The sequence below is a fragment of the Bradyrhizobium sp. USDA 376 genome (genome assembly GCF_054063675.1).
On sequence record NZ_JBSSGN010000001.1, the window covers coordinates 7,413,074 to 7,431,785 of the forward strand.

The following is an 18,712-nucleotide window of genomic DNA, read 5'->3' on the forward strand; positions in this document are numbered from 1 at the left end:
TCGCAACCCCCTGACAGAGCAGCCATTTCCAGTCCGTGACCAGCGAGTCGCAATGTGTTATCGTGACTACGATTTAGTCGCGCGAGCTCTCAATTGCCCATCACGTCGCACCAGAAGCATGGTTTCCTGAACGTTCACGATGTTTGCGATTACATAATCGTAAAGCTGAATGAGGCTGACACGCGCCTAAATGTGCTCAAGTTGCACAAGCTTCTCTACTACGTCCAGGCATGGCACCTGGCCTTCCGCCGGGGGCGCCTCTTCAACAGCACCTTCCAAGCGTGGGTACACGGTCCGGTGTGCCGGCCGATATACGACCGGTTTAAGGATGCGAAATCGATGTATTCTCCGGTTCGACCGCGAGATGTCCGAGATGAATTCGATCTCGACCAACTGCCTCGCGCTGCAAAGCGGCATATCGATACGATCCTTGAAGCCTACGCGGACTTTACCGATGATCAGCTTGAGGAAATGACGCACCGAGAGCGCCCGTGGATCGAAGCTCGAGATGGTTATGATCCCAAGGAGCGGTGTGAAGAGGCCATTTCAGACGATGTGATGGCCGAATTTTACTCACGGCGGCTCAAACGTGGGCAGAAATAAAAACAGACCGAAATCCCCTCTCAAGCCAGTCGTCGGCCAAGTACCTGCAGCAAGCAGGCAAGTTGCCGTGGGCGCGGTGCCTATGGTTCGACAATGGACCTTTTCATTTAGGTATCTGAGGCAAATTGATCTGTTCGGGACCGGCGCCAAGGACGCCAGCTGGTTTGTTTCGGTCCTGGAAAAAATCTCGGACCTCAGCAGCAAAAAGGTTTCTGACGTGCTCGAAACCCCGGCGGAAAAGCTCCGTTGGCGACTGCACGAGATAGACTGGAATCACAGGGGCGTACCGATCAAGCGATCGGACCTGAATTGGATCGACAAAAAGTACCTGGATAACGACGAGGAATATCCATTCTGGCAGTTTTCAGTATCGACAGCATTAGGAAGGATCGTTGGATTTTGGGACGAAAAAGGAGTGTTTAACGTCGTTCTCTTGGATCCTGCCCACAACATCCAGCCGTCGGCTTATTCAGATTACAAGACGCGGGAAGCGCCGATAGCCCACGGTGAATATCAGATCGCCATCACACAAATAGAAGCTCGCATCACCGCGTGCGGAGAAGTTTGCCAATGTCGCGGCCTTTATCAGCATATCCAGTCGGCACTGACACACAGGCTCCCCTTTTCAACGATGCTGGTGTCGATGCCTGACAAATTATTCACTCGTATTTCCGATTTGATCGCCCGAGGAGCTGCAAACTGTGTAAGCGACCTTTTAGAAATTGCCGTAACTGATATCGAACAGCCTTGAACGAACAAACGAGTTTCGTCTGCTCATGTAATTGGCAAGCTTTTTGGCCCGTGCACAGACAGCGGCTTCCCATGAAGTTGACCCCGGTATCCATTGCGCTGGTCGCCGCGATTGGCGGTGTGTGGCTCTATGGCTTTGATAGCCGCCCAAAATGCGATTCCCCCGCACGGGGTCGAGAACATCGAATACACATCGACCAAAGCAAACGGCGAAATGATCACCCAAGCGCAACTCGGATCATTCTTGATGCCGCCTGAGTACAACACCGGCAGGACTCACGCATATGAGCCAAAGATCGATCACTTCTCTAGATTTTGGCGGGCGCGGTATTGCTACAGCGATGAGGACATCATCGAACTGAAGATGAAATTCTGGAGACTCGAGGTGGCGATCGGCGACTACATCGAACTCGTTGCTCCTTATGTTTCCGGTGTCCGAACAACGTTTCCGTTGGGTTCTCATAGAATCGGCGATGTTGACGTAATAGACGAGCTTGCAAAGCAGCTAAAGGACTAGCAAAAAGTAGCCGTTTTCTCTTGCGCTCGCCCTCCATACACGGCGGCCATCCGTTCCGCCCCCTTATCGCATGGCAATTGACCCGCACAAACAACTGGCGCTCTACAATCTCTACAGCGATCTCATGACGGAGGTGCGTTACAGGGTCGATTACGTCGGAGCAGCCGCTAGAAGGGAATACAACCTCCCCAAAATGGCCGCTTACGAGTTTTGCTATTTGCAGTTCCGACTTATTTGCGAAACTATCGCTTTGGCTTCTCTGGCGGCGCACGGCGATATTCCGGCTACGAAATCCGGCAAGCTGAAAAAGACGTATCAAGCTGACGCCATTCTCAATAAGCTCGATGTACTGCATCCCGCCTTCTATCCGACCCCGCTCAAAGAAATCCGCGACGAGAACGGAAACGCTTTAAGATTCGAAGAAACTAAAGCCGGGTTCCTCACCAAGAAGGAATTAATCGCGCTTTACCACGAAACAGGGAACACATTGCACAGAGGGACAATGCGCGATCTGAAACCGCTCAGGTCCGGCGATTTCGAGGAGATTCTTCGCACGATGAAGAAAATCGTCAAGTTACTAAACTGCCATCGAATCCAACTCAGCGACCCTAACTATCAGCTTAGAGTTCTCTTAAAGGTCGCGACCGACGACAAGGTGCATACATTGGTTATGAAGCGTCCGGCCCAACCCTAAGAGACCTAGGCTGGTCCCCTGTTGCCGGAGCTCAGCGACGTGCCCCCTTGGAGCGCGAAAACTGGGTGCGCATCGCATTGGCGTGGAACAACTTAGCGAACCTACTCGATCGTAAGGACGCGGTGTGACTAGTCCGCTCCGAGCCGGCCTTTTGCCGATCTAGAGGCCGCCGCGCGCAAGCTGATCGAGCTCACCAAGAGCATCGAGGGCGGTGCAGGACGGCCGCATCCACATCGAGAAAGTCAACGCGCCGTTCCTGTCGCAGAACGGCTGCAAAGCGACAGGCGCAGAGTTCAGAGCCGGCATCCAAGTTCGCAGCCGAGTGCGGCTGGCTCGAGCTGCACGAGAGCGGCACCTATGTGAGGCTGCTGCCGCCGGGTCAAGATTTGCTCAAATAGGAACAGGGAACCGGCTGGCAGTTTGTCATCTGCTGGCTCGCCGCCCGAGCCGGCGGAGCGACCCCGGCCATACCCCCCAGCACTGGCAGCCGGGGCCGCCTCTCCGGCCACCTCGATCGGGTACTATCCGTATCTGACTGTCCTAAGTTGAATCTCAGGCTGTCGTAAGTTCGTTAGCAACCAACCGGGAACAGGAAGATTATTCTGACATCACCGACCTATGCCCGTGAGGCGTTCGGTGACTGAGAGAGACGCGCGCTCCCGCCTTTGAAAGGAGCGCGCCATGAGTACTCCGCGACAGCCTCTGCCATCCCGAGAGCCGCCGAGCCATTGCCCGCTCTGCGATGGCGTCCCACGGTTTTACCTAGCGCTTCCGGACACAGCCAAAGGCACCTCGGTGAATGTCTATCGCTGCCGAGACTGCCACAACCTGATCTGGGAAGACTAAGGCCGCCTCATTGATCTAGCTCAACGGTCTCGCCGCCCCCGGACGACCGTTTCGCCATGTCTGAGCCCGATAAACAGAGCGAGGTGAAACAGCCCAAGCCCTCCCTGCTGGAGGAGGCGCGGCGGATCATTGAGAGTATGCAGCCGAGCTGCGCGCGATCATCCAGAAGCTGCGCCGCAAGATGAACTAGCCGGCCCTGCGCGTCCTAACCACATCGGCCCCAGCCTGGAGGTTTTTCCGGATCGAAAAACGAGCTGGGACCGAGAGGTTTGCCGCCGCAAACACAGCTTCATCCCAGAAAATGATCCCGGGAGGATTCACATTTGTGAATCGGCCTCAAAACAAAAGCCCCAGCCCGCCGGGGGGACGAGCTGGAGCTTAGTCGCGGAACAACGTCTTGCCAAAGGATCGCATGCAAGACTGATCAATGAACGGACAGCAGGGGCTCTCGTTCCTAGGAATTCGAGTGATGGACGCGCACCGGCGTAAGAATTGAAATGATCCCGGGAGGATTCACATTTGTGAATCGGCCTCAAAACAAAAGCCCCAGCCCGCCGGGGGGACGAGCTGGAGCTTAGTCGCGGAACAACGTCTTGCCAAAGGATCGCATGCAAGACTGATCAATGAACGGACAGCAGGGGCTCTCGTTCCTAGGAATTCGAGTGATGGACGCGCACCGGCGTAAGAAAGCCGGGAGGCCGGCATCCACCTCGGATGATCGTGGAACCGTCAACCACGCGAATAAAGGACTCGCCAAGTCACGTCAGATCACCTCTTATCGCGGCATGAACTGGTGGTATCTCTACGGTGGCATTGGGCTGATCACCACAATTGGCGCCGTTGCTGGCTTGATCTTCCTGGCTCATCGCAAGAGAGGTCAAAGGGAAGATGCGGTGATAAACCGCCAAATCTATGATCGGCTGGATCAGGTCGACCTAAGGCGTCGCCGTGATCGGGAGTCCTGAAGCCGGAGGCCCCACTTAGCTATTCGTCCGCGTTTGCGGTTTCAGATAGGGCGAAGCACTGCGCCCACTACTTCAGGTTAACGACAGAATCTACGTCTCTGCCCTCCCGGCATCTGCCCCCTCAATCATTAGTGGGCCAAAGGCGGCCAAAGGCGTAAAATTCCACTTGCGCTCGACTCCGGGTTGATTCAGGATTCCCGAATGTTCCACCGGGAGCTAGACGACGATGGCAACCATCGTGACCGTGGCTTTTTTCATCCTTGTTGCCGTGGCGATGCTGGCCAAGGCGCGCCTGAAAGAGCGCGCGGCCTACCGAAAGCAAATGTTCAATAACGCAATGCGCGCCGTGGCCGGCAAGTAGCGATCACAGCCCCCACTTGGCTTGAAGGAAAGCGTCAAGCGTCGCAACGTCGGTCGAATTGGTGAAGGCTGTAGCGATGCCGCATTCCGCAATTGCGCCGTCCCAATACGAACCGTCGCTGATGCTGACGCCGATACCGAGCGCGCCATTGGTAATCCAGTTTCCCGACTGCGTGGCCGAGCCGGTGGAAGTGCCGTTGACGTAGATTTTCATGACGCCGCTGGAATCGACAGTGCCGATCCAACGATATGGCGTTGAATAGCTGATGCTCTGCACCGTCGACACGGTGTTGCGCATAATGCCGGCGGCGGCACCAGTGCCATTGCGAAAGAAAATCCAACCGCCCGCGCTGCTGTAGTCGCTCGCCACATGGTCAAAGTACGACATGGCGCGCGCATTGCTTGCGGCCGAAGTCGTAAGAGTGCCCACAAAGAAAAACGTCAACGTATTGCCAGTCCCCAGCGGGAACGGATTGGTCGATGCGAGCGCGTGACCGCTAGACACGACGATCGCCGGGCGCGAATTGAAGCCGGTCGCGTTGTAGCTAGGTTTGGTGCTCGTGCTCCCGTCACCGAGGTGATTACCGTTCCCGCTCGCGTCGGCAACATTGGTAATCGTTGAACCGGATAGCGTCAGGGTCGATGTCTGGCTTGCGTCCCACCAGCCGATCAGGCCCGACACGGGAGGCGGTGTAACGCCGCCGCCGCCCGACGGGCGTTTATTAGCTCTCCTGATGGCGAGTTGAGGACTAAACAGCATGGGCTTCCCCCGATATATAAAAGCTAGACATTAGAGCCCCCACTTATCTTTAAGGTACGCGTCCAGCGCCGCGACGGCTGTGGCATCGCTAAAGCCGGTGGCGATGCCGACTTCTGATATGGCGCCGTCAACGCCGACGGTGTCACTGATGCTGGCGCCGATGCCTAGCGTTCCGTTGTCGATCCAGTTACCTGACGATGTCGCTGTGCTCGTCGCCGCTCCGTTGACGTAAAGCGTCATTACGCCGCTGGAATTGATAGTTCCGATGAACCTGTACGCCGTGTCATAGCTGATGCTCTGCACCGTTGACACGCTGTTGCACATGATGCCAACGGCGGCAGCTCCGACATTGCGAAAGAAAATCCAGCTTCCTGCGGCGCTGTAGTCGCTGCCGACGCCGTCGTAATAAGATATGAATCGGCCGTTGGTTTGTGAGAGGCTCGTTAACGTCCCCACCAGGAAAAACGTCAGCGTGTTGCCCGTCCCCATGGGGAACGCATTGACCGCTGATCGCAGCGCATGACCTGGTGAGACCATGATCGCAGGACGCGAATTTAATCCGGTCGCGCTGTAGGTCGGTTTCGCAAACGTTGTTCCGTCGCCGAGATGATTGTTATGTCCGCTCTGATCGGCGACATTGGTGATCGTTGAACCGGATAGCGTGAGGCTTGAAAAGACGCTGGCATCGTACCACGCAATCAAGCCCGAAATGCCAGGGAATGGCGTCGTGTCAGAATCGCCGGAATCTGGCGCGTCTGCCGTGCATTTCATGAACGACTCTGCAATAAATTCCACCATCTAAGCTGCCTCCAAATCGGCGATGATCGAGTGAACGAAACCTTTCGCGAGCGCCTCTTCGGCGGTCCATTTTTTGTCTTCAGCCAGCCATTGCCGCGCCACGTCTTCAGAAACGCCAAGGCGCGTCGTCAACAGTGACACGGTGGCATCGTCAGTATCGTTCAGCGATTCATTGATTTTTCGTCGTTCAGACGGAGGCAGCTGCCGAACGTTCTTCCATTGAGCGAGGGTGGCCACTCGGCATGCTTTGTGAATCAGCACCGAGCCATCAGGGACGATCGTCCGTTTGTCTGCGCCCAACGCAATGTACACCGCCGCGCTGGAGCAGCGCCCGGCAATCCTGGCGGTGACGCGAAACGGATGCCGCAGCAAAGCCGTCGCAATCGCGAGCGCGCTGTCTGCGTCTCCGCCTGCGCAGTCGATCCTACATTCAATATTGCGATTACCCGCCCCGTTGATCTGGCGGAGGAAGTGGCCGGTATCGCGCTTCGAAGCGCGACCTAGGGCAATATCGACGCCACTGGGCACCTTCGAGAAGAACTCAAGGACAAGCGTGGGATCCGGGCCCTCCGGTCGGCGCGAACGGGTTGACGAATTGTGGGAGCGGCTTTGGCTGCGTTCGCGGATCGGCGTTGATCAGGTAGATGGTTTCGTCAGAGCGAGGCCGAGCGAGATCAGCCCGCTCGGCCTCGACGATCGACGCCTGTTCATCCGAGGTCGCCTGATCAGCTGTCATGGGCAACGCCTTGGAGCCGCCGAGACAGATCCCTGACGAAGCCGCCCCATTTCGCCACGAAGTCGGCGCGCGACAGCTGCAGAGCCTGTCGCATTGCATCGGGTGAACCACCCAGGACCATCATTGCGGCGACGAATTGATATTGGCTTTGACCATCCAACGCATCCACAAGCGCCCTAGAGCAGGCCGGGTAAACGTCGGGATCATTGCGCCTACCTGGCGGGCGACCTGCGCCGGCACGTCGGCCGCCGCGGTTTGATTTCTTTGTTTGAACAACGGCGCTGTTTGATTTTTTCAATTTCGCGTCTTTCCGAAAATGCCTTTAGTTGCTAGGACTTCTCTGCTGTTTGATTTCCTGCGAACTACCCACGGGACCAAAAATTCTGCCGGTGAGCCCCATTGCGGTGTATTGGTCCAAACCGGGACCTTTTTCCGGAGTCCCCCCCCCTGTACATAGCTTTGCCCTTAATGAAGATCGGTGCAGCCCCGCTCGAGCCATGCACGCACCTTGGCCATGTTCTCGTCCATTGAATCCTGCAGCACCGTCTCGCGGTGATCACGGAGGACATTCACGGCCTCTTCAAAGGTCATCGCACCGCTAGCCAGAACGTCCTCGACGAAGCGCTCTTCGGACTTAGCGATTAGCTCGATGCTTTTCTCGTGCACCTTCGCCATAATCTTCTCGATGTCCCTGATCTTCGTCATCGGGGAGCGTCCTTTCCGTCGCGGCCGGCCTTCACGCAAAGGCGCCATACACCTTCACCCGATCCTGGGCGGACGCCCTTGGAGTCGGCCACGGCGTACCACATCGCGCCACGATCACTGCAAAACGTATGACGCTTAAATTCCTTCTCGGATTCCCAAGTGCCCGCCCATGGCACAAGCGGTCGGTCTTGAAGTTCGAGCGTCTTTTTCTCAACCTCAATGAGGCGATCGACCAGAGGAGTCACCGCTTTTACAACGTACTCACGGATCACAGGAGCAATCGCATCCATAATCGTCTCGATCTCCCGCAATTTTTGATCCGAGATTCCGCTTTGACGGATGAATTGCTGCTTCTGACTTTCTGTTGGATTCTTGATCTTGCCGACTTCCTCGGCTGTCAGGAGCGCGCCGTCGATCAAATATTTTCTAACCATTGCGGTGTCCCCCTAATCCTATCGGATCGTGCTAGCGGCATTCTCAGGAGCGACGGTTCTGGATATCGATCAGGCTCTGCTTCGCTCGCTGACCGATGAAGAATCGGGCATTGTCGCTTTGGCCGGCGAGATATGCCCGCGCGATCTTGAGATCGATCAGATCAAGTTGAGAGAACCGCCGCTCCCCGCCGCGGCGATAGCCAAGCGATTTGATCTTGCTAATTTCGGCGCGAAGGTAGGCGGCACTGCCGAAGTCATTATGGGCCAGCGCTTTACCGAGCCTAATCTCGAGCCCCCACACGTCCGCATCAGTGGGGGCGATGCTCACGACTCCCCGCCGTTGGCGAGTACTCGCTCCGGAAATTTTGACGACTGGCACCAATTTTGTTCTCCTCGAACGCGATGATCACATGTTGATAGCAGATCCAAAATCCGTCCCGCGTTACGCGCGCGTTACGAACAACCGTCCATGAATTTCCTAAGCCTTTGCTCCAGGGCGAACGCGATAGCTATCGCGTTCTCGCTGTCCCATTGCTTCAAAATCCGACGGTCGACGAATCCGTCTGCAAGCTCGCCATTGTCGATCTCGAAAGAGCGGGTTACGCCGTCGACTTGCACGGTGATTTTGCATCGTCCGGCTTCCCTGCGTGCCCGTTCCGCTTTTTTGTTCTCGCGGTAGGTCCGCATCCGCTCCGCGGTCGTTTTTGCGATTGGCTTGGCGATTGGCGGCTCAGGCGGGCTATTGGTTTCGCTCATCCCACCGCCTCGGACCGGGACAGATTTGCGACACTTTGGTTTTGCGCCAGCAACCCTCTCAGCAACACCGCGCCAGTAAGTGCCTCCCCCCCATAGGGGGAGAGGCAACTGGCGCAGTGTCGCAAGGTTGATCGGGGTTGCGACAGTTGCGACACTTGATTTGCGACAGTTTCATAGAGTGTCGCAGGCCTTAGCAATTCGCCCATTGGCCCACCTCAATGAACGGCCTCTCATGGCGTGATTCGTCTGGTCGCTGGACGACCTTGAGTGCTCCGTTTTCGATCCATGTCCGGAGCAGGGTTTTGACCTTGGCCTTGCCGGCAGGATCTCCTAGGTCGATGCCGAGCACATCGGCGACGGCATTGCCGGCCCAACCCTTAGCCCCCCTGGACTGCCGCCATTCGCCCGCGGCGATTGCCTTCTGGACGCGGAATAGATCATCCGTGGTGACTTCGCCGAAGGCGGAGGGCCATTCCCAAGGCGTGACAACGCCAACGCTATCCCCAAGCCCGTCAGGGCCGTTGCCGAGCCCGACGCTTTCGATTTTGAACCAGTCGGATTTGTCCGCCGGCGGAGCTAGGTTGGCCTTGTCGTTGAAGGCGCGGAAATAGAGGCGCGGGTTGTCCACGCCGCTGTCCTGACCTTCTTTTTCCGACATGCGGTTGATGGCGCGCACCACCCGGCAAGCGTCCGTCAGCGCCTTGGCACCGCGCGAGGACTCGACGGTTACCTCGGTCTCGGTCCCACTAAGCTTTCGGGTGTGGTGGACAAGGTGAACGGCGCAATTGCCCCGGTCTGCGACTGCGGCCCATTCCTTCGCGATCATGTCCATGCTGTTGTTATCGTTCTCGCTCGCCTCGTGACAGCTCACGAAGGGATCGATTACGATGACGTCGACCTTCCTCGCCCTAATCTCGGCGATAAGCCCGTCGACGACAGGCCGGACGATCACAGCGCCGTTTCGTGTTGCTGTGGCGACGACGAGCCGTTGGTCACGGCCGCTGTCGACAAATAGCCGATCGACAATATCGTCTGCGGAGAGATCAAAGTGCAGGGCCGCCGCCTGAATCCGGCGCGCCGTTTCGTCTTGGGGGTCCTCAAGATTCCAGAGCCACACCCGCAATGGACGCTGCGGTTTAACGCCCAGCAGAGGCTTTCCGGATGTCTGAGCAAGCGTCTCGGCGGTGACGAGCCCAGACTTGCCCACGCCCCCTGGCGCCACGGTCGCCGATAGAAATTTCCGGACCAGCAAACGGCCGTATAACCAATCCCGCTCCGGTATGGTCTCAGGCGGGCGCCACACATAGGGCGTTGCCCTGACGACGGGCGCCTCACTGGCGATCTTCTCGCCGGGATCGGTCACCGCCTTTTCGATGGCCGCCGCAATTACGGTCTGGACCGTGTCGGCGCCGTGCTGGTCGACGATTCCGCTTAACTCGGCCGCGGTCCAGATGTGCTCGGGCAGATCTTTGTCGCCTAGAAAACCGTGCATCTGGACGCGCGTTAGGCGCTGCGTGAGCAGCACCAGAGTCCGCAAGCCATCGTCAGGATCGCGGCCGGATAGAAGATATCTAGCCTTGGCGTATTCGCTGTTGGCCATGCCGGCAGTTAGCGAGGCCAATGGCGGGAATTGCAGAGGCATCGAAGGGGATGAAGAGCTGCTTATGGGGGCATTCATTTCGCGTCCCCGTCGTATGCGAGCCGCGCAATCGTTGCCGCCACTGCAGCGCTCACAAAGAAGCGCCTAGCAATGCGTCGTTCTTGCAGTCGGGAAAAGATTTCGATATTTTGGGATCGATCGCCGCCAAGCTGATCGATGTCAATTGAGCGAACCCCGCCCATCGCGGTGGGGGTTCGTTTATCAGGGAGCAAGCTTCACCTCCCTAGCGTCAACAAATTCAGCGAGAACACGCGCAGCAGCGTCCGCGTGATCCTCAATAGTGATTGGTCCGGACGTGAAGGCGACGTCGCCACCGGCCGAGACATGAGAGACCCTAAAGACGGTCTCCCCAGTGCATCGGTCCGCCTGCGATCGCACTGTCACGATGCCGCGAAGTTGGCGGATGTCGGCTGCGTAGATCGGATTGCGTCGCATGCGAGACGCGGACATCAGGCGACCTCGAGGCCGAGCATTTTCCGCAGTGATGCGGTCGGAACTACGATCCGGCCCCCGATCCTGATACTCGGGATCTCGCCGGTCTTGGTCGCCCTGTACGCGGCATTCCGACTAAGACCGATCGCTCTTCCTGCAACGTCGACCGGAACGGTCAGATTCTTTGTCAGCAAATCGATAATGTCTTGGGTCATCGCACGTCCTTTGAGTTGATGCTATAAATCATCAATTGCGTTGATCCACTGTTTGTTCTCTTGTGTCAACGAAAATTTTGATGCTATAAAGCATCACGTCGTGAATGTTGGGGATAGGAAATGAAAAAGACCAAGAGCAAGCCGGCAAAGGTCGGCAGGCCGAGCGGTCGAAAACCTCTGCTAAATTTGCGGATAGAGCCCGCGCTACATGACCGCTTGAAACGATCTAGTGAGCAGAGTGGCCGCACAATTTCGGAGGAGACGGTCAGGCGGCTGGAGCAGAGCTTTTCGGAAGAGACCGCGCTCGGCGGCAGCGACATGCGAGATCTCGCGATGATGCTGGTCTCTACTTTCGCCTTTACCGGGCAGCAGTATGCAACAGCCAACGGCCATCGTGATTGGACGCCGCGCGATTGGATGGCCGATCAAGCGTCGTTCCGCGCCGCGTTGCTAAGCCTAGTCGAGCGACTCATCTTCGCGATGCCTGATCAGTCCAAAGAGGAAGTTGTTCTAACCTTTGAAGCGCTCAAGGGGCGCATTCTTACGCGCTGGGAGGGACAGGAAGGATGAAAGGGCATGTCCGCGAACGAACGATGAAGCGATCACACGGTGAAGGTAGCATTCAAAGGCGAGGAGAAAATTCTTGGCGGCTGCGCTACTACGTCGGAGACGTTAGGCACGCCCTCACCTTCCGCGGTACAAAGGGCGAAGCAACAGCGAAGCTTCGAAGCCTGCTCTCTGACGCTGACAAGGGCGCGCACATTGCGTCCGACAAAAGGACGCTCGCGCAATGGGCCGATGAATGGATCGCGCTGAAAGCCGCCGAGCGCCAGCACAAGACAGTGGCCCGGTATGAAGATCTTTTGAAGAAGCACGTTCTGCAAAAGCTCGGCGGCCGGCCTATCCAGCAAATTAAGCCGATCGAAATCCAGTTGCTTTATGCTGAGCTCGATCTCGCGCCGCGCACCCGGCATCATGTCGCCACCGTCTTGAAGGCATGCCTCCAGGCTGCGGTCGACATCGGCAAGCTGCTTCAGGTCAATCCCGCGTCCGCGATCAAGAAGCCGTCAGCAGGCGATTCCGATGTCGGCCAAGCCCTCGAGCAGGAAAAGATCACCTCCCTGGTTGATGGCTTCCGCGGGTCGACGCTATTCGATTTCACCTTCCTGATGGCATTCACCGGCATGCGTCGCGGCGAAGCACTGGCGTTGCGCTGGTCCAACTTCATTCCCGCCGCCAAGACGCTGCGCATCGAGCGGGCCCTGGAATACACCAAGAAGCACGGGCTTCGCTTCAAGGAACCGAAGTCGGAGCGCGGCAAGCGTACCATCAAGCTCGACGACACCTTGGTCGCGTTGCTGCTCAGAATGCGGGAGCCCTATCTGCGGCTTGTAGCGGGCGCCCCGGAAGGCACCGATGTCGACCTCAGTCTCGTTCGCATCCCGGATGATTGGCTAATCTTTCCTGCCCCAGGAGGCCAGCCAACAGAGCCCAGGCACCCCGACAGCGTGACGAAGCAATTCACACACCGCGCTGAGAAGATCCTCGGCTTCTCAATCCGCCTTCACGATTTGCGAGTATCCCACGGAACTTGGCTGCTCGATCAGGGGACACCAGTTCATACAGTTGCAAAAAGGTTGGGGCATGACCCTAGCGTCCTGCTCAAGGTCTACGCTAAGAGGACCCAGAAGGGAGACGAGTCGGCAGCCGAGAAAATCGGCCTCCTGACTAAGGGGCTGAGCATTGGGCCAGTTTAGGGCCAAGGTTGCCAAAACGTTCAATCCGGATTATCGACAAGCGACTGATTCATCATGTTTTTGCCGGCTTAGCTCAGCGGTAGAGCAGCGGTTTTGTAAACCGAAGGTCGGGGGTTCAATCCCCTCAGCCGGCACCATTGGTTTAGCCGACACCCCCGTCATGGCCTGACGCAAGAACCAAATCATCGGTTCGGCGTTATCCTCGCACTACAGAGCCGTCTCGTGGAGGTCTAGCGATGGACCCGAATGACCGGGCAGCCTTAGCCCTATCCGCTGTCGCCTTGGCCATCGCCATTGTGGTTGCATCGACAGTCACGTTAGAGCGCGTCAATACCCGCACGGCCAGCAACGATGCGCCTCCCGGAACGGTAGGACTCGCCAGGCCTCACCCGCCGCTGGACCGTGCTCCCGGTGAACCGATACAGACAACAGGAACGCCGTCGAACGCAAGGCAGCGTCCCTGACCGAACACCGGCCGCGGATGCTTGCGCCTCAGCCTGAACTCGTCCGCACGCTGCTCCGTTCGAAGTGCTCGACACCCGCGCCGCCGATCTCGACCCAGGCATGTTTCGATTGCTCGAACACCGATCTGACGGGCGCCGGAAAATCCGGGTCCGCGATGGCGCCGACGGCAACGCCGATCATCGCCGGCAGATTGTCGGCTTGCCAGTAGACCGTTGAACCGCAGTCGGGACAAAAATGGCTGCGGACCTTGCCGCCGCTTGCGGCGGCGCGAGCGTACTCCTTCGGCGCGCCGGAGATCGTGACGGCTTCGACCGGGTAGAACGCACCGACCCCGAACGGTGCCCCGGTTCGCCGCTGGCAGTCGATGCAATGACAGGCTGCGACCAGCCTGGTCGGTCCTGGAAGCGAAAGTGAAACAGCGCCGCAACTGCAGCTGGCCTCGATCATCGAATTTGCCTCCCATTGCCGCATGCAAATCGAAAGAGCAGCGCCACTCACCCTCCGTCGTCGATGAGGCAACCTCAAGCCGGGTCCCGGACGCAGCGCAGGGAAGGACTCAGTGACGCCCTCACTCCGTCCCCACCTCGAACGCCAGCAGCACGTTGCCGGCGACGCCGCTCCACTGGCCGTAGCCGGCATTGGTGTAGACCATGCCGCCGGCGATGACCGGCCCGGGGCCGTCGATCGCGCCACCATGAGCGGGGACGCCGTTCACGGCCTTGAAATCCTGCGCGGTGTCGAACTCCCAAAGCAGCTTGCCGTCGGTGGCGTAGGCGCGCAGGAAGCCGCTGACGCTACCGGAGAACACCACGCCCGGGATCAGGCTCACCGCCGCCGAGAGCGCGGGACTGCATTGACGACGGTCGCCGCAGGGGACCGGGGGCACTTCCATTGCGATCTTCCCGCTGGCGAGGTCGAGGCCGAACAAACCTCCTCCTTGCGTGGAATCGAGTTGCCGCGTTCCGTCGCGGGTAAAGCGCACGTCGGAGTTGGCGACATAGATGCGCTCACCGTCCGCGGCCGAGCCCCACTCGCTGCCGCCGAGCGCGCCGCCCTTCCCGATCCGCGTCTGCCACAGGATCTTGCCGCCGTCATCGGGATCGAGCGCGTGCACGACGCCGGATTTCTGCGCGATGGCGAGCACGCGCCTGCCGTCACGCAAGGTCGCAAGGATCGGCGACTGGCCGAAATCGTGATCGGGTCCGTGATCGTCGGGACAATTGGTCTTGTCCGCGCCGTAGCATGCCACGACATAGGCGTCCTTGGGCGTCGCCTGCTGCTTCCAGAGCAGTTTCCCGGTCCCGAGCTCGAAAGCGAGGATCGCGTCTGCGGTTGCGGCCGGCGGGTTCGAATAGGAATTGCTGGTGGCGACATAGACGGCGTTGCGCTTCGGATCGATCGTCGGCGCCGACCAGATGGCGGCGCCGGACGGACCGAACAGCTGCGTGCCCCTCGCATTCTTGCTCGTCGGATGCGGCACCTCGGGAATCGTATAGGCCTGCCACACCGGCTTGCCGGTCGCGGCCTGCAGCGCCACCACACTGCCGCGGAAGGTGCAGCATTCGTAACTGGGTTGCGAGCCGGCGGCTTCCTCGAGCGAGGACACCGGCACGTAGAGCACGCCGGAATGCAGCGTCGGCGCGCCGGTGATCCGCGCGGCGGCATGCTCCTCGACCTTCGTCTTCCAGATCAGCGCACCGGTCAGCGCGTTCACGGCATAGGCGTTGGCGCGCAAATCACCGAAGAAGACCGCGAACTGATCGGAGCCTGGAAGTTGCGCAAAGCTGATCGCGGCGCGCACGGCCCCGTCTGTCGCGAACGTCCACAGCGTGCAGCCGCTTCGCGCGTCGAGCGCATGCACCTTGCGATCGGTGCCGCCGATGAACAGCACCCCGCCCACGATGGTCGGCGGCGCAAAGGACACCGAGGCGCCGGGAAACGCATAAGCCCATTTCAGCCGCAGGTGCGGCACCTGCTCCGCCGTCAGCCCCGCCATATCGGCGGGCTGGAAGCGGCTGTTGTTGAGGTCCACGCCCCACCCGTTCCAGCGCGGACCATCGAGGGCCTGCGGAAAGCCGCTGAGCTGCTGCGTGCAGCGGCCTTCCGCGTCGGCTGCAACGCCGCTCCCTGCGGTCTTGCCGGTGACGAAGACGGCGATCGCGCGGCGTTCCGCGTCGCTGCGGTCCTTCGCCATCGCCGCCATGCTGCCGGAGGTCAAAGCCCCCAGCACATGATCGAACGACATCGCCTGCATGGCGGTGCGGCCCGGTACACGGCTCTGCGCATTGCCCTCGTGGCACTGCGCGCAATGCGTGGCGTAGAGCGCGGCGCCGTCCTGCTGCTGCGCCAGGGCCGGAGCGCAGCACCAGGTCAACAACGCGGCCAGGACGGCACTTGCTCTCATGGGTGAGCTCCGGCAGGGTCATCGCGATACGAGATCGCTGCACAACCGAAAGTCTATCGCCGGGACGCTCGCGGGCGCAATGGACGTTCGACCCGCGCCTGTCACACGTCCGTGGCAATGCGGACACGATCGGGCAGTCGATCGAGCTGCCAGAGGCCGAGGCTCTTGTCGCGCCAGCCGCCATCACCCTCCTCGCAGCGCTCGTTGATCAGCTCGCGCGGAGGCGGCCAGTCGAACGGCGCCTTCTCCATGTTCAGCGCGCGCCAGTCGCCGTCCTCGCAATCGCGATTGTCGTCCCATTCGGGAAACGTCGTGAGAAGCAGGAAGCGCGCGCCGCTCGCACGGAAGTTCGCGATTGCGCGAGCGATGTTGTCGAAACTCAAATGCACCAGGCAGTCGCGGCACAGGATCAGGTCGGCGGACGGCAGCACATCGCGCGTGATGTCCCGAACGTGGAAGCGACCGGAAATCTCACCGCGCGCCGCGCGCTCGCTGTTGGCAGCGATCAGCGACGGCACGATATCGATGCCGGTGTAGTCGAGATCGAGCTTCATGCGGCCGATCCAGCCCGCATCGCCGCAGGGCGCATCGAGCAGCGACCGCACGCCGTGCCGTTGCAACAGCAGCGGAAGCGCTTCCCGGATGGCGCTCGTTGCGACATCCTCCGAGCCGAGGCCGGACACCGAGCTCGCCGCGCCCCAAAGGTTGGTCCGCTCGATCCGCTCGAACCGCGCGGCGAGATCGAGGCCGACGAAGTTCTCGCGGTCGGCGGCAAACCGCTCATGGGCGAGCACAGGTGGACGATCGGGGATCATGGGGCGAGACGCTGGTCGAAATTCAGTCGCAGGCGCACTATACAACCAGAACGGCCTGTCCGAAATTGTTCGCAAGCGAATCTGCCCGCGTTATCGGTCTCGTCCGCGTCCCATGCGCTCTACCACCTCCAGAGAGAAGGCCAAGATCATCGCCGGCGCCGTGACGGCCGTCGTCATGACGGCCGTCCTGTTGGTTATCGCGCTCGCATTTCTGCTGGCGCGATAGATGTGGCCTGCGGCGGGCAACAGCCGCCGCGCTGGGCTTACGCCGCGCGCACCGTGCGCAGGAATTTCCCGACTTCGTCCTTCAGCCGGGTGCTGTCGCTCGCCAGCATCTTGGCGGTCGAGAGCACCTGCGAGGAGGCCGAGCCGGTCTCGGCGGCGCCGCGCTGCACGTCGGTGATGTTCGAGGAGACCTGCTGGGTGCCGTGGGCGGCCTGCTGCACGTTGCGCGAGATCTCCTGGGTCGCCGCGCCCTGCTCCTCGACGGCCGCAGCGATGGTCGACGACACTTCCGAGAGCCGCTCGATCGTCGCGGAAATGTCGCGGATCGCGTTCACCGATTCCTGGGTCGCGGTCTGGATGCCGGAAATCTGCTGGCTGATTTCGCCGGTGGCCTTCGCGGTCTGCTCGGCCAGCGTCTTCACTTCGGAGGCAACGACCGCGAAGCCGCGGCCGGCCTCGCCGGCACGCGCCGCCTCGATCGTGGCATTCAGCGCCAGAAGGTTGGTCTGGCCGGCAATGGTGTTGATCAGCTCGACGACGTCGCCGATGCGGGTGGCGGCGACCGAGAGCTCGCTGACGCGCTCGGTCGTGGTGCGCGCCTGGGTGACGGCTTCGCCGGCCATCCGCGCCGATTCCTGCACCTGGCGGCTGATCTCGTTGACCGAGGAGGACAGCTCTTCCGTCGCGGTCGCAACCGACTGCACGTTGCCGGTGGCTTCGCCCGAAGCGGCCACGACGACCGAGGTCAGCTCCTGCGCGCGATGCGCGGTGGTGGCCAGCGTCGAGGACGATGCCTCGAGCTCGGTGGACGCCGATCCAACCGTCTCGATGATCTCGCCGACCGCGCGCTCGAAGCCGTCGGCAAGGTTGATCATGTCGCGGCGGCGCTGCTCGGCTGCCTGCTTCTCGGCTTCGGCCTGCGCCGCCTTGAGCCGCTCGACCTCGAGCCCGTTGGTCTTGAAGATTTCGACGGTCTTGGCCATGTCGCCGATCTCGTCATGGCGCTCCTTCTCGGGCACCTCGATCTTGAGATCGTTGCGGGCGAGGCCCTCCATGGCGAGCTTGAGCCGGGCGATCGGCCGCGACATCGCATTGAGGCCGATGAACAGCGCGATTGCAATTCCGAGGATCAGGCCACCGGCGCTGACACTGATCACGGTCCAGGTCGCGGACCTGGCATCGCGGTTGATGGCTTCCTTGCGCTTGCTGACCGTCTGTGCGGAGTCGGTCACGAACTGGACAATGCGTGCGAGCGCTGCGTCCAGCACCGGATCGCATTCCTTGTGCGCGCGTTCGGCAGCCTTGGCGTTCTCCTCCACGCTGCTCGCCTGTGCGCCGGCCTGGAGCACCGGATCGCAGCTGGCGAACGCGGCCTTGAGCTGATCCCCGATGCTCTTGATCTGGCTCGCGCGGGACGGATCGTCCTTCTCCGCCGCGTCGAGGTATTGACCGATCTCGTTGCGGTTCTGGTTGGCAGTCTTGAGGCGGGCGCCGTTGCCCGCCTCCGTCGCCTCGGTAAAGACCGCATAGAGCGCCGCGTGATAGGTCTCGGCGCGGCGCTGGGCGCGCGTCAGGTTGAGGGCGGAGGATTGCGCAGCAGCGAGCTCGCTGAACCCATCGACGGTCGCGGAGAGTTCGCGCGTGCCGAAGCCCGCGACGGTGATCATCGCGCAGCCCATCACGGCCACGATCAGCGCAACCTTCCACACGATCTTCAGATTGTTCAAAAAGCGCATCTCAGGCCGTTCCAATGATTTTTGCAGTCAGGGCGTAATCCCAGCACCATGCATTGGAACCCGGCGGACGTTAAAAATT

Annotated in this window: 22 protein-coding genes and 1 tRNA gene; 9 read left to right on the forward strand and 14 right to left on the reverse strand. The window is 60.0% G+C overall.

Translation table 11 applies throughout. The features are described from left to right. Positions 1 to 93 precede the first annotated feature (93 nt). From ACVJ19_RS34795 to ACVJ19_RS34820, 6 genes are all read left to right on the forward strand, one after another. The gene (locus tag ACVJ19_RS34795; protein WP_453953576.1) at positions 94 to 603 is read left to right on the forward strand and encodes a Panacea domain-containing protein; all 510 of its coding nucleotides are present in this window, start codon (positions 94 to 96) and stop codon (positions 601 to 603) included. Beyond that, positions 590 to 1,354 carry a hypothetical protein gene (locus ACVJ19_RS34800; RefSeq protein WP_453953577.1) on the forward strand — a complete coding sequence of 255 codons (765 nt, stop codon included), beginning with the start codon at positions 590 to 592 and terminating at the stop codon, positions 1,352 to 1,354. Before ACVJ19_RS34795 ends, ACVJ19_RS34800 begins: the two co-directional genes overlap by 14 nt. A gap of 129 nt (positions 1,355 to 1,483) precedes the next feature. Beyond that, a complete protein-coding gene (locus ACVJ19_RS34805) occupies positions 1,484 to 1,870 on the forward strand; it encodes a hypothetical protein (protein ID WP_453953578.1) in 387 nt (128 codons plus the stop codon). A 70-nt stretch (positions 1,871 to 1,940) separates the two neighbouring features. Further along, on the forward strand, positions 1,941 to 2,564 hold the full coding sequence (locus ACVJ19_RS34810; protein ID WP_453953580.1) for a hypothetical protein: 624 nt from the start codon (positions 1,941 to 1,943) through the stop codon (positions 2,562 to 2,564). 1,469 nt (positions 2,565 to 4,033) lie between these two features. Continuing rightward, complete coding sequence (locus ACVJ19_RS34815) at positions 4,034 to 4,375, forward strand: hypothetical protein (protein WP_453953583.1); 342 nt, start codon at positions 4,034 to 4,036, stop codon at positions 4,373 to 4,375. A gap of 226 nt (positions 4,376 to 4,601) precedes the next feature. Further along, a complete protein-coding gene (locus ACVJ19_RS34820; RefSeq protein ID WP_453953584.1) occupies positions 4,602 to 4,736 on the forward strand; it encodes a hypothetical protein in 135 nt (44 codons plus the stop codon). 3 nt (positions 4,737 to 4,739) lie between these two features. Here ACVJ19_RS34820 and ACVJ19_RS34825 read toward each other — a convergent pair whose 3' ends face one another. From ACVJ19_RS34825 to ACVJ19_RS34870, 10 genes are all read right to left on the reverse strand, one after another. Next, positions 4,740 to 5,495: a LamG-like jellyroll fold domain-containing protein gene (locus tag ACVJ19_RS34825; RefSeq protein ID WP_453953585.1), complete on the reverse strand. Its 756-nt coding sequence runs from the start codon at positions 5,493 to 5,495 to the stop codon at positions 4,740 to 4,742. A gap of 30 nt (positions 5,496 to 5,525) precedes the next feature. Continuing rightward, a complete protein-coding gene (locus ACVJ19_RS34830) occupies positions 5,526 to 6,293 on the reverse strand; it encodes a LamG-like jellyroll fold domain-containing protein (protein ID WP_453953586.1) in 768 nt (255 codons plus the stop codon). After that, entirely contained in the window at positions 6,294 to 6,821 is a 528-nt protein-coding gene (locus ACVJ19_RS34835; RefSeq protein ID WP_453953588.1) for an ATP-dependent Clp protease proteolytic subunit, read from the reverse strand. It abuts the gene before it with no gap. Between the two features lie 13 nt (positions 6,822 to 6,834). Then, positions 6,835 to 7,029 carry a hypothetical protein gene (locus tag ACVJ19_RS34840; protein ID WP_453953589.1) on the reverse strand — a complete coding sequence of 65 codons (195 nt, stop codon included), beginning with the start codon at positions 7,027 to 7,029 and terminating at the stop codon, positions 6,835 to 6,837. A 465-nt stretch (positions 7,030 to 7,494) separates the two neighbouring features. Beyond that, a complete protein-coding gene (locus tag ACVJ19_RS34845) occupies positions 7,495 to 7,734 on the reverse strand; it encodes a hypothetical protein (protein WP_453953590.1) in 240 nt (79 codons plus the stop codon). After that, a complete protein-coding gene (locus ACVJ19_RS34850; protein WP_453953591.1) occupies positions 7,731 to 8,168 on the reverse strand; it encodes a hypothetical protein in 438 nt (145 codons plus the stop codon). The genes ACVJ19_RS34845 and ACVJ19_RS34850 overlap by 4 nt, the downstream gene beginning before the upstream one ends. Positions 8,169 to 8,211: 43 nt before the next feature. Next, positions 8,212 to 8,496 (reverse strand): hypothetical protein, encoded by a 285-nt coding sequence (locus tag ACVJ19_RS34855; protein ID WP_453953592.1) that lies wholly within the window; start codon positions 8,494 to 8,496, stop codon positions 8,212 to 8,214. A 125-nt stretch (positions 8,497 to 8,621) separates the two neighbouring features. Then, complete coding sequence (locus ACVJ19_RS34860) at positions 8,622 to 8,924, reverse strand: hypothetical protein (RefSeq protein ID WP_453953593.1); 303 nt, start codon at positions 8,922 to 8,924, stop codon at positions 8,622 to 8,624. Positions 8,925 to 9,114: 190 nt separating this feature from the next. Then, positions 9,115 to 10,524 (reverse strand): AAA family ATPase, encoded by a 1,410-nt coding sequence (locus ACVJ19_RS34865; protein ID WP_453953594.1) that lies wholly within the window; start codon positions 10,522 to 10,524, stop codon positions 9,115 to 9,117. A 509-nt stretch (positions 10,525 to 11,033) separates the two neighbouring features. After that, the gene (locus ACVJ19_RS34870; RefSeq protein ID WP_453953595.1) at positions 11,034 to 11,231 is read right to left on the reverse strand and encodes a helix-turn-helix domain-containing protein; all 198 of its coding nucleotides are present in this window, start codon (positions 11,229 to 11,231) and stop codon (positions 11,034 to 11,036) included. 120 nt (positions 11,232 to 11,351) lie between these two features. On the opposite strand from ACVJ19_RS34870, the gene ACVJ19_RS34875 reads away from it, so the two are divergent. From ACVJ19_RS34875 to ACVJ19_RS34885, 3 genes are all read left to right on the forward strand, one after another. Then, the gene (locus ACVJ19_RS34875; RefSeq protein ID WP_453953596.1) at positions 11,352 to 11,801 is read left to right on the forward strand and encodes a hypothetical protein; all 450 of its coding nucleotides are present in this window, start codon (positions 11,352 to 11,354) and stop codon (positions 11,799 to 11,801) included. Continuing rightward, on the forward strand, positions 11,798 to 12,988 hold the full coding sequence (locus tag ACVJ19_RS34880) for a tyrosine-type recombinase/integrase (protein ID WP_453953597.1): 1,191 nt from the start codon (positions 11,798 to 11,800) through the stop codon (positions 12,986 to 12,988). Before ACVJ19_RS34875 ends, ACVJ19_RS34880 begins: the two co-directional genes overlap by 4 nt. 62 nt (positions 12,989 to 13,050) lie before the next feature. Further along, positions 13,051 to 13,125 (forward strand) — tRNA-Thr (locus ACVJ19_RS34885). 355 nt (positions 13,126 to 13,480) lie between these two features. On the opposite strand, the gene ACVJ19_RS34890 is transcribed toward ACVJ19_RS34885, so the two are convergent. The 4 genes from ACVJ19_RS34890 to ACVJ19_RS34905 all read right to left on the reverse strand — a co-directional run bounded on the left by ACVJ19_RS34890 (position 13,481) and on the right by ACVJ19_RS34905 (position 18,633). Next, entirely contained in the window at positions 13,481 to 13,900 is a 420-nt protein-coding gene (locus ACVJ19_RS34890; RefSeq protein WP_453953598.1) for a GFA family protein, read from the reverse strand. A gap of 121 nt (positions 13,901 to 14,021) precedes the next feature. Then, positions 14,022 to 15,857 (reverse strand): outer membrane protein assembly factor BamB family protein, encoded by a 1,836-nt coding sequence (locus ACVJ19_RS34895; protein WP_453953599.1) that lies wholly within the window; start codon positions 15,855 to 15,857, stop codon positions 14,022 to 14,024. A gap of 101 nt (positions 15,858 to 15,958) precedes the next feature. After that, a complete protein-coding gene (locus ACVJ19_RS34900) occupies positions 15,959 to 16,672 on the reverse strand; it encodes a class I SAM-dependent methyltransferase (RefSeq protein ID WP_453953601.1) in 714 nt (237 codons plus the stop codon). Between the two features lie 263 nt (positions 16,673 to 16,935). Continuing rightward, the gene (locus ACVJ19_RS34905; RefSeq protein WP_453953602.1) at positions 16,936 to 18,633 is read right to left on the reverse strand and encodes a methyl-accepting chemotaxis protein; all 1,698 of its coding nucleotides are present in this window, start codon (positions 18,631 to 18,633) and stop codon (positions 16,936 to 16,938) included. Positions 18,634 to 18,712 lie beyond the last annotated feature (79 nt).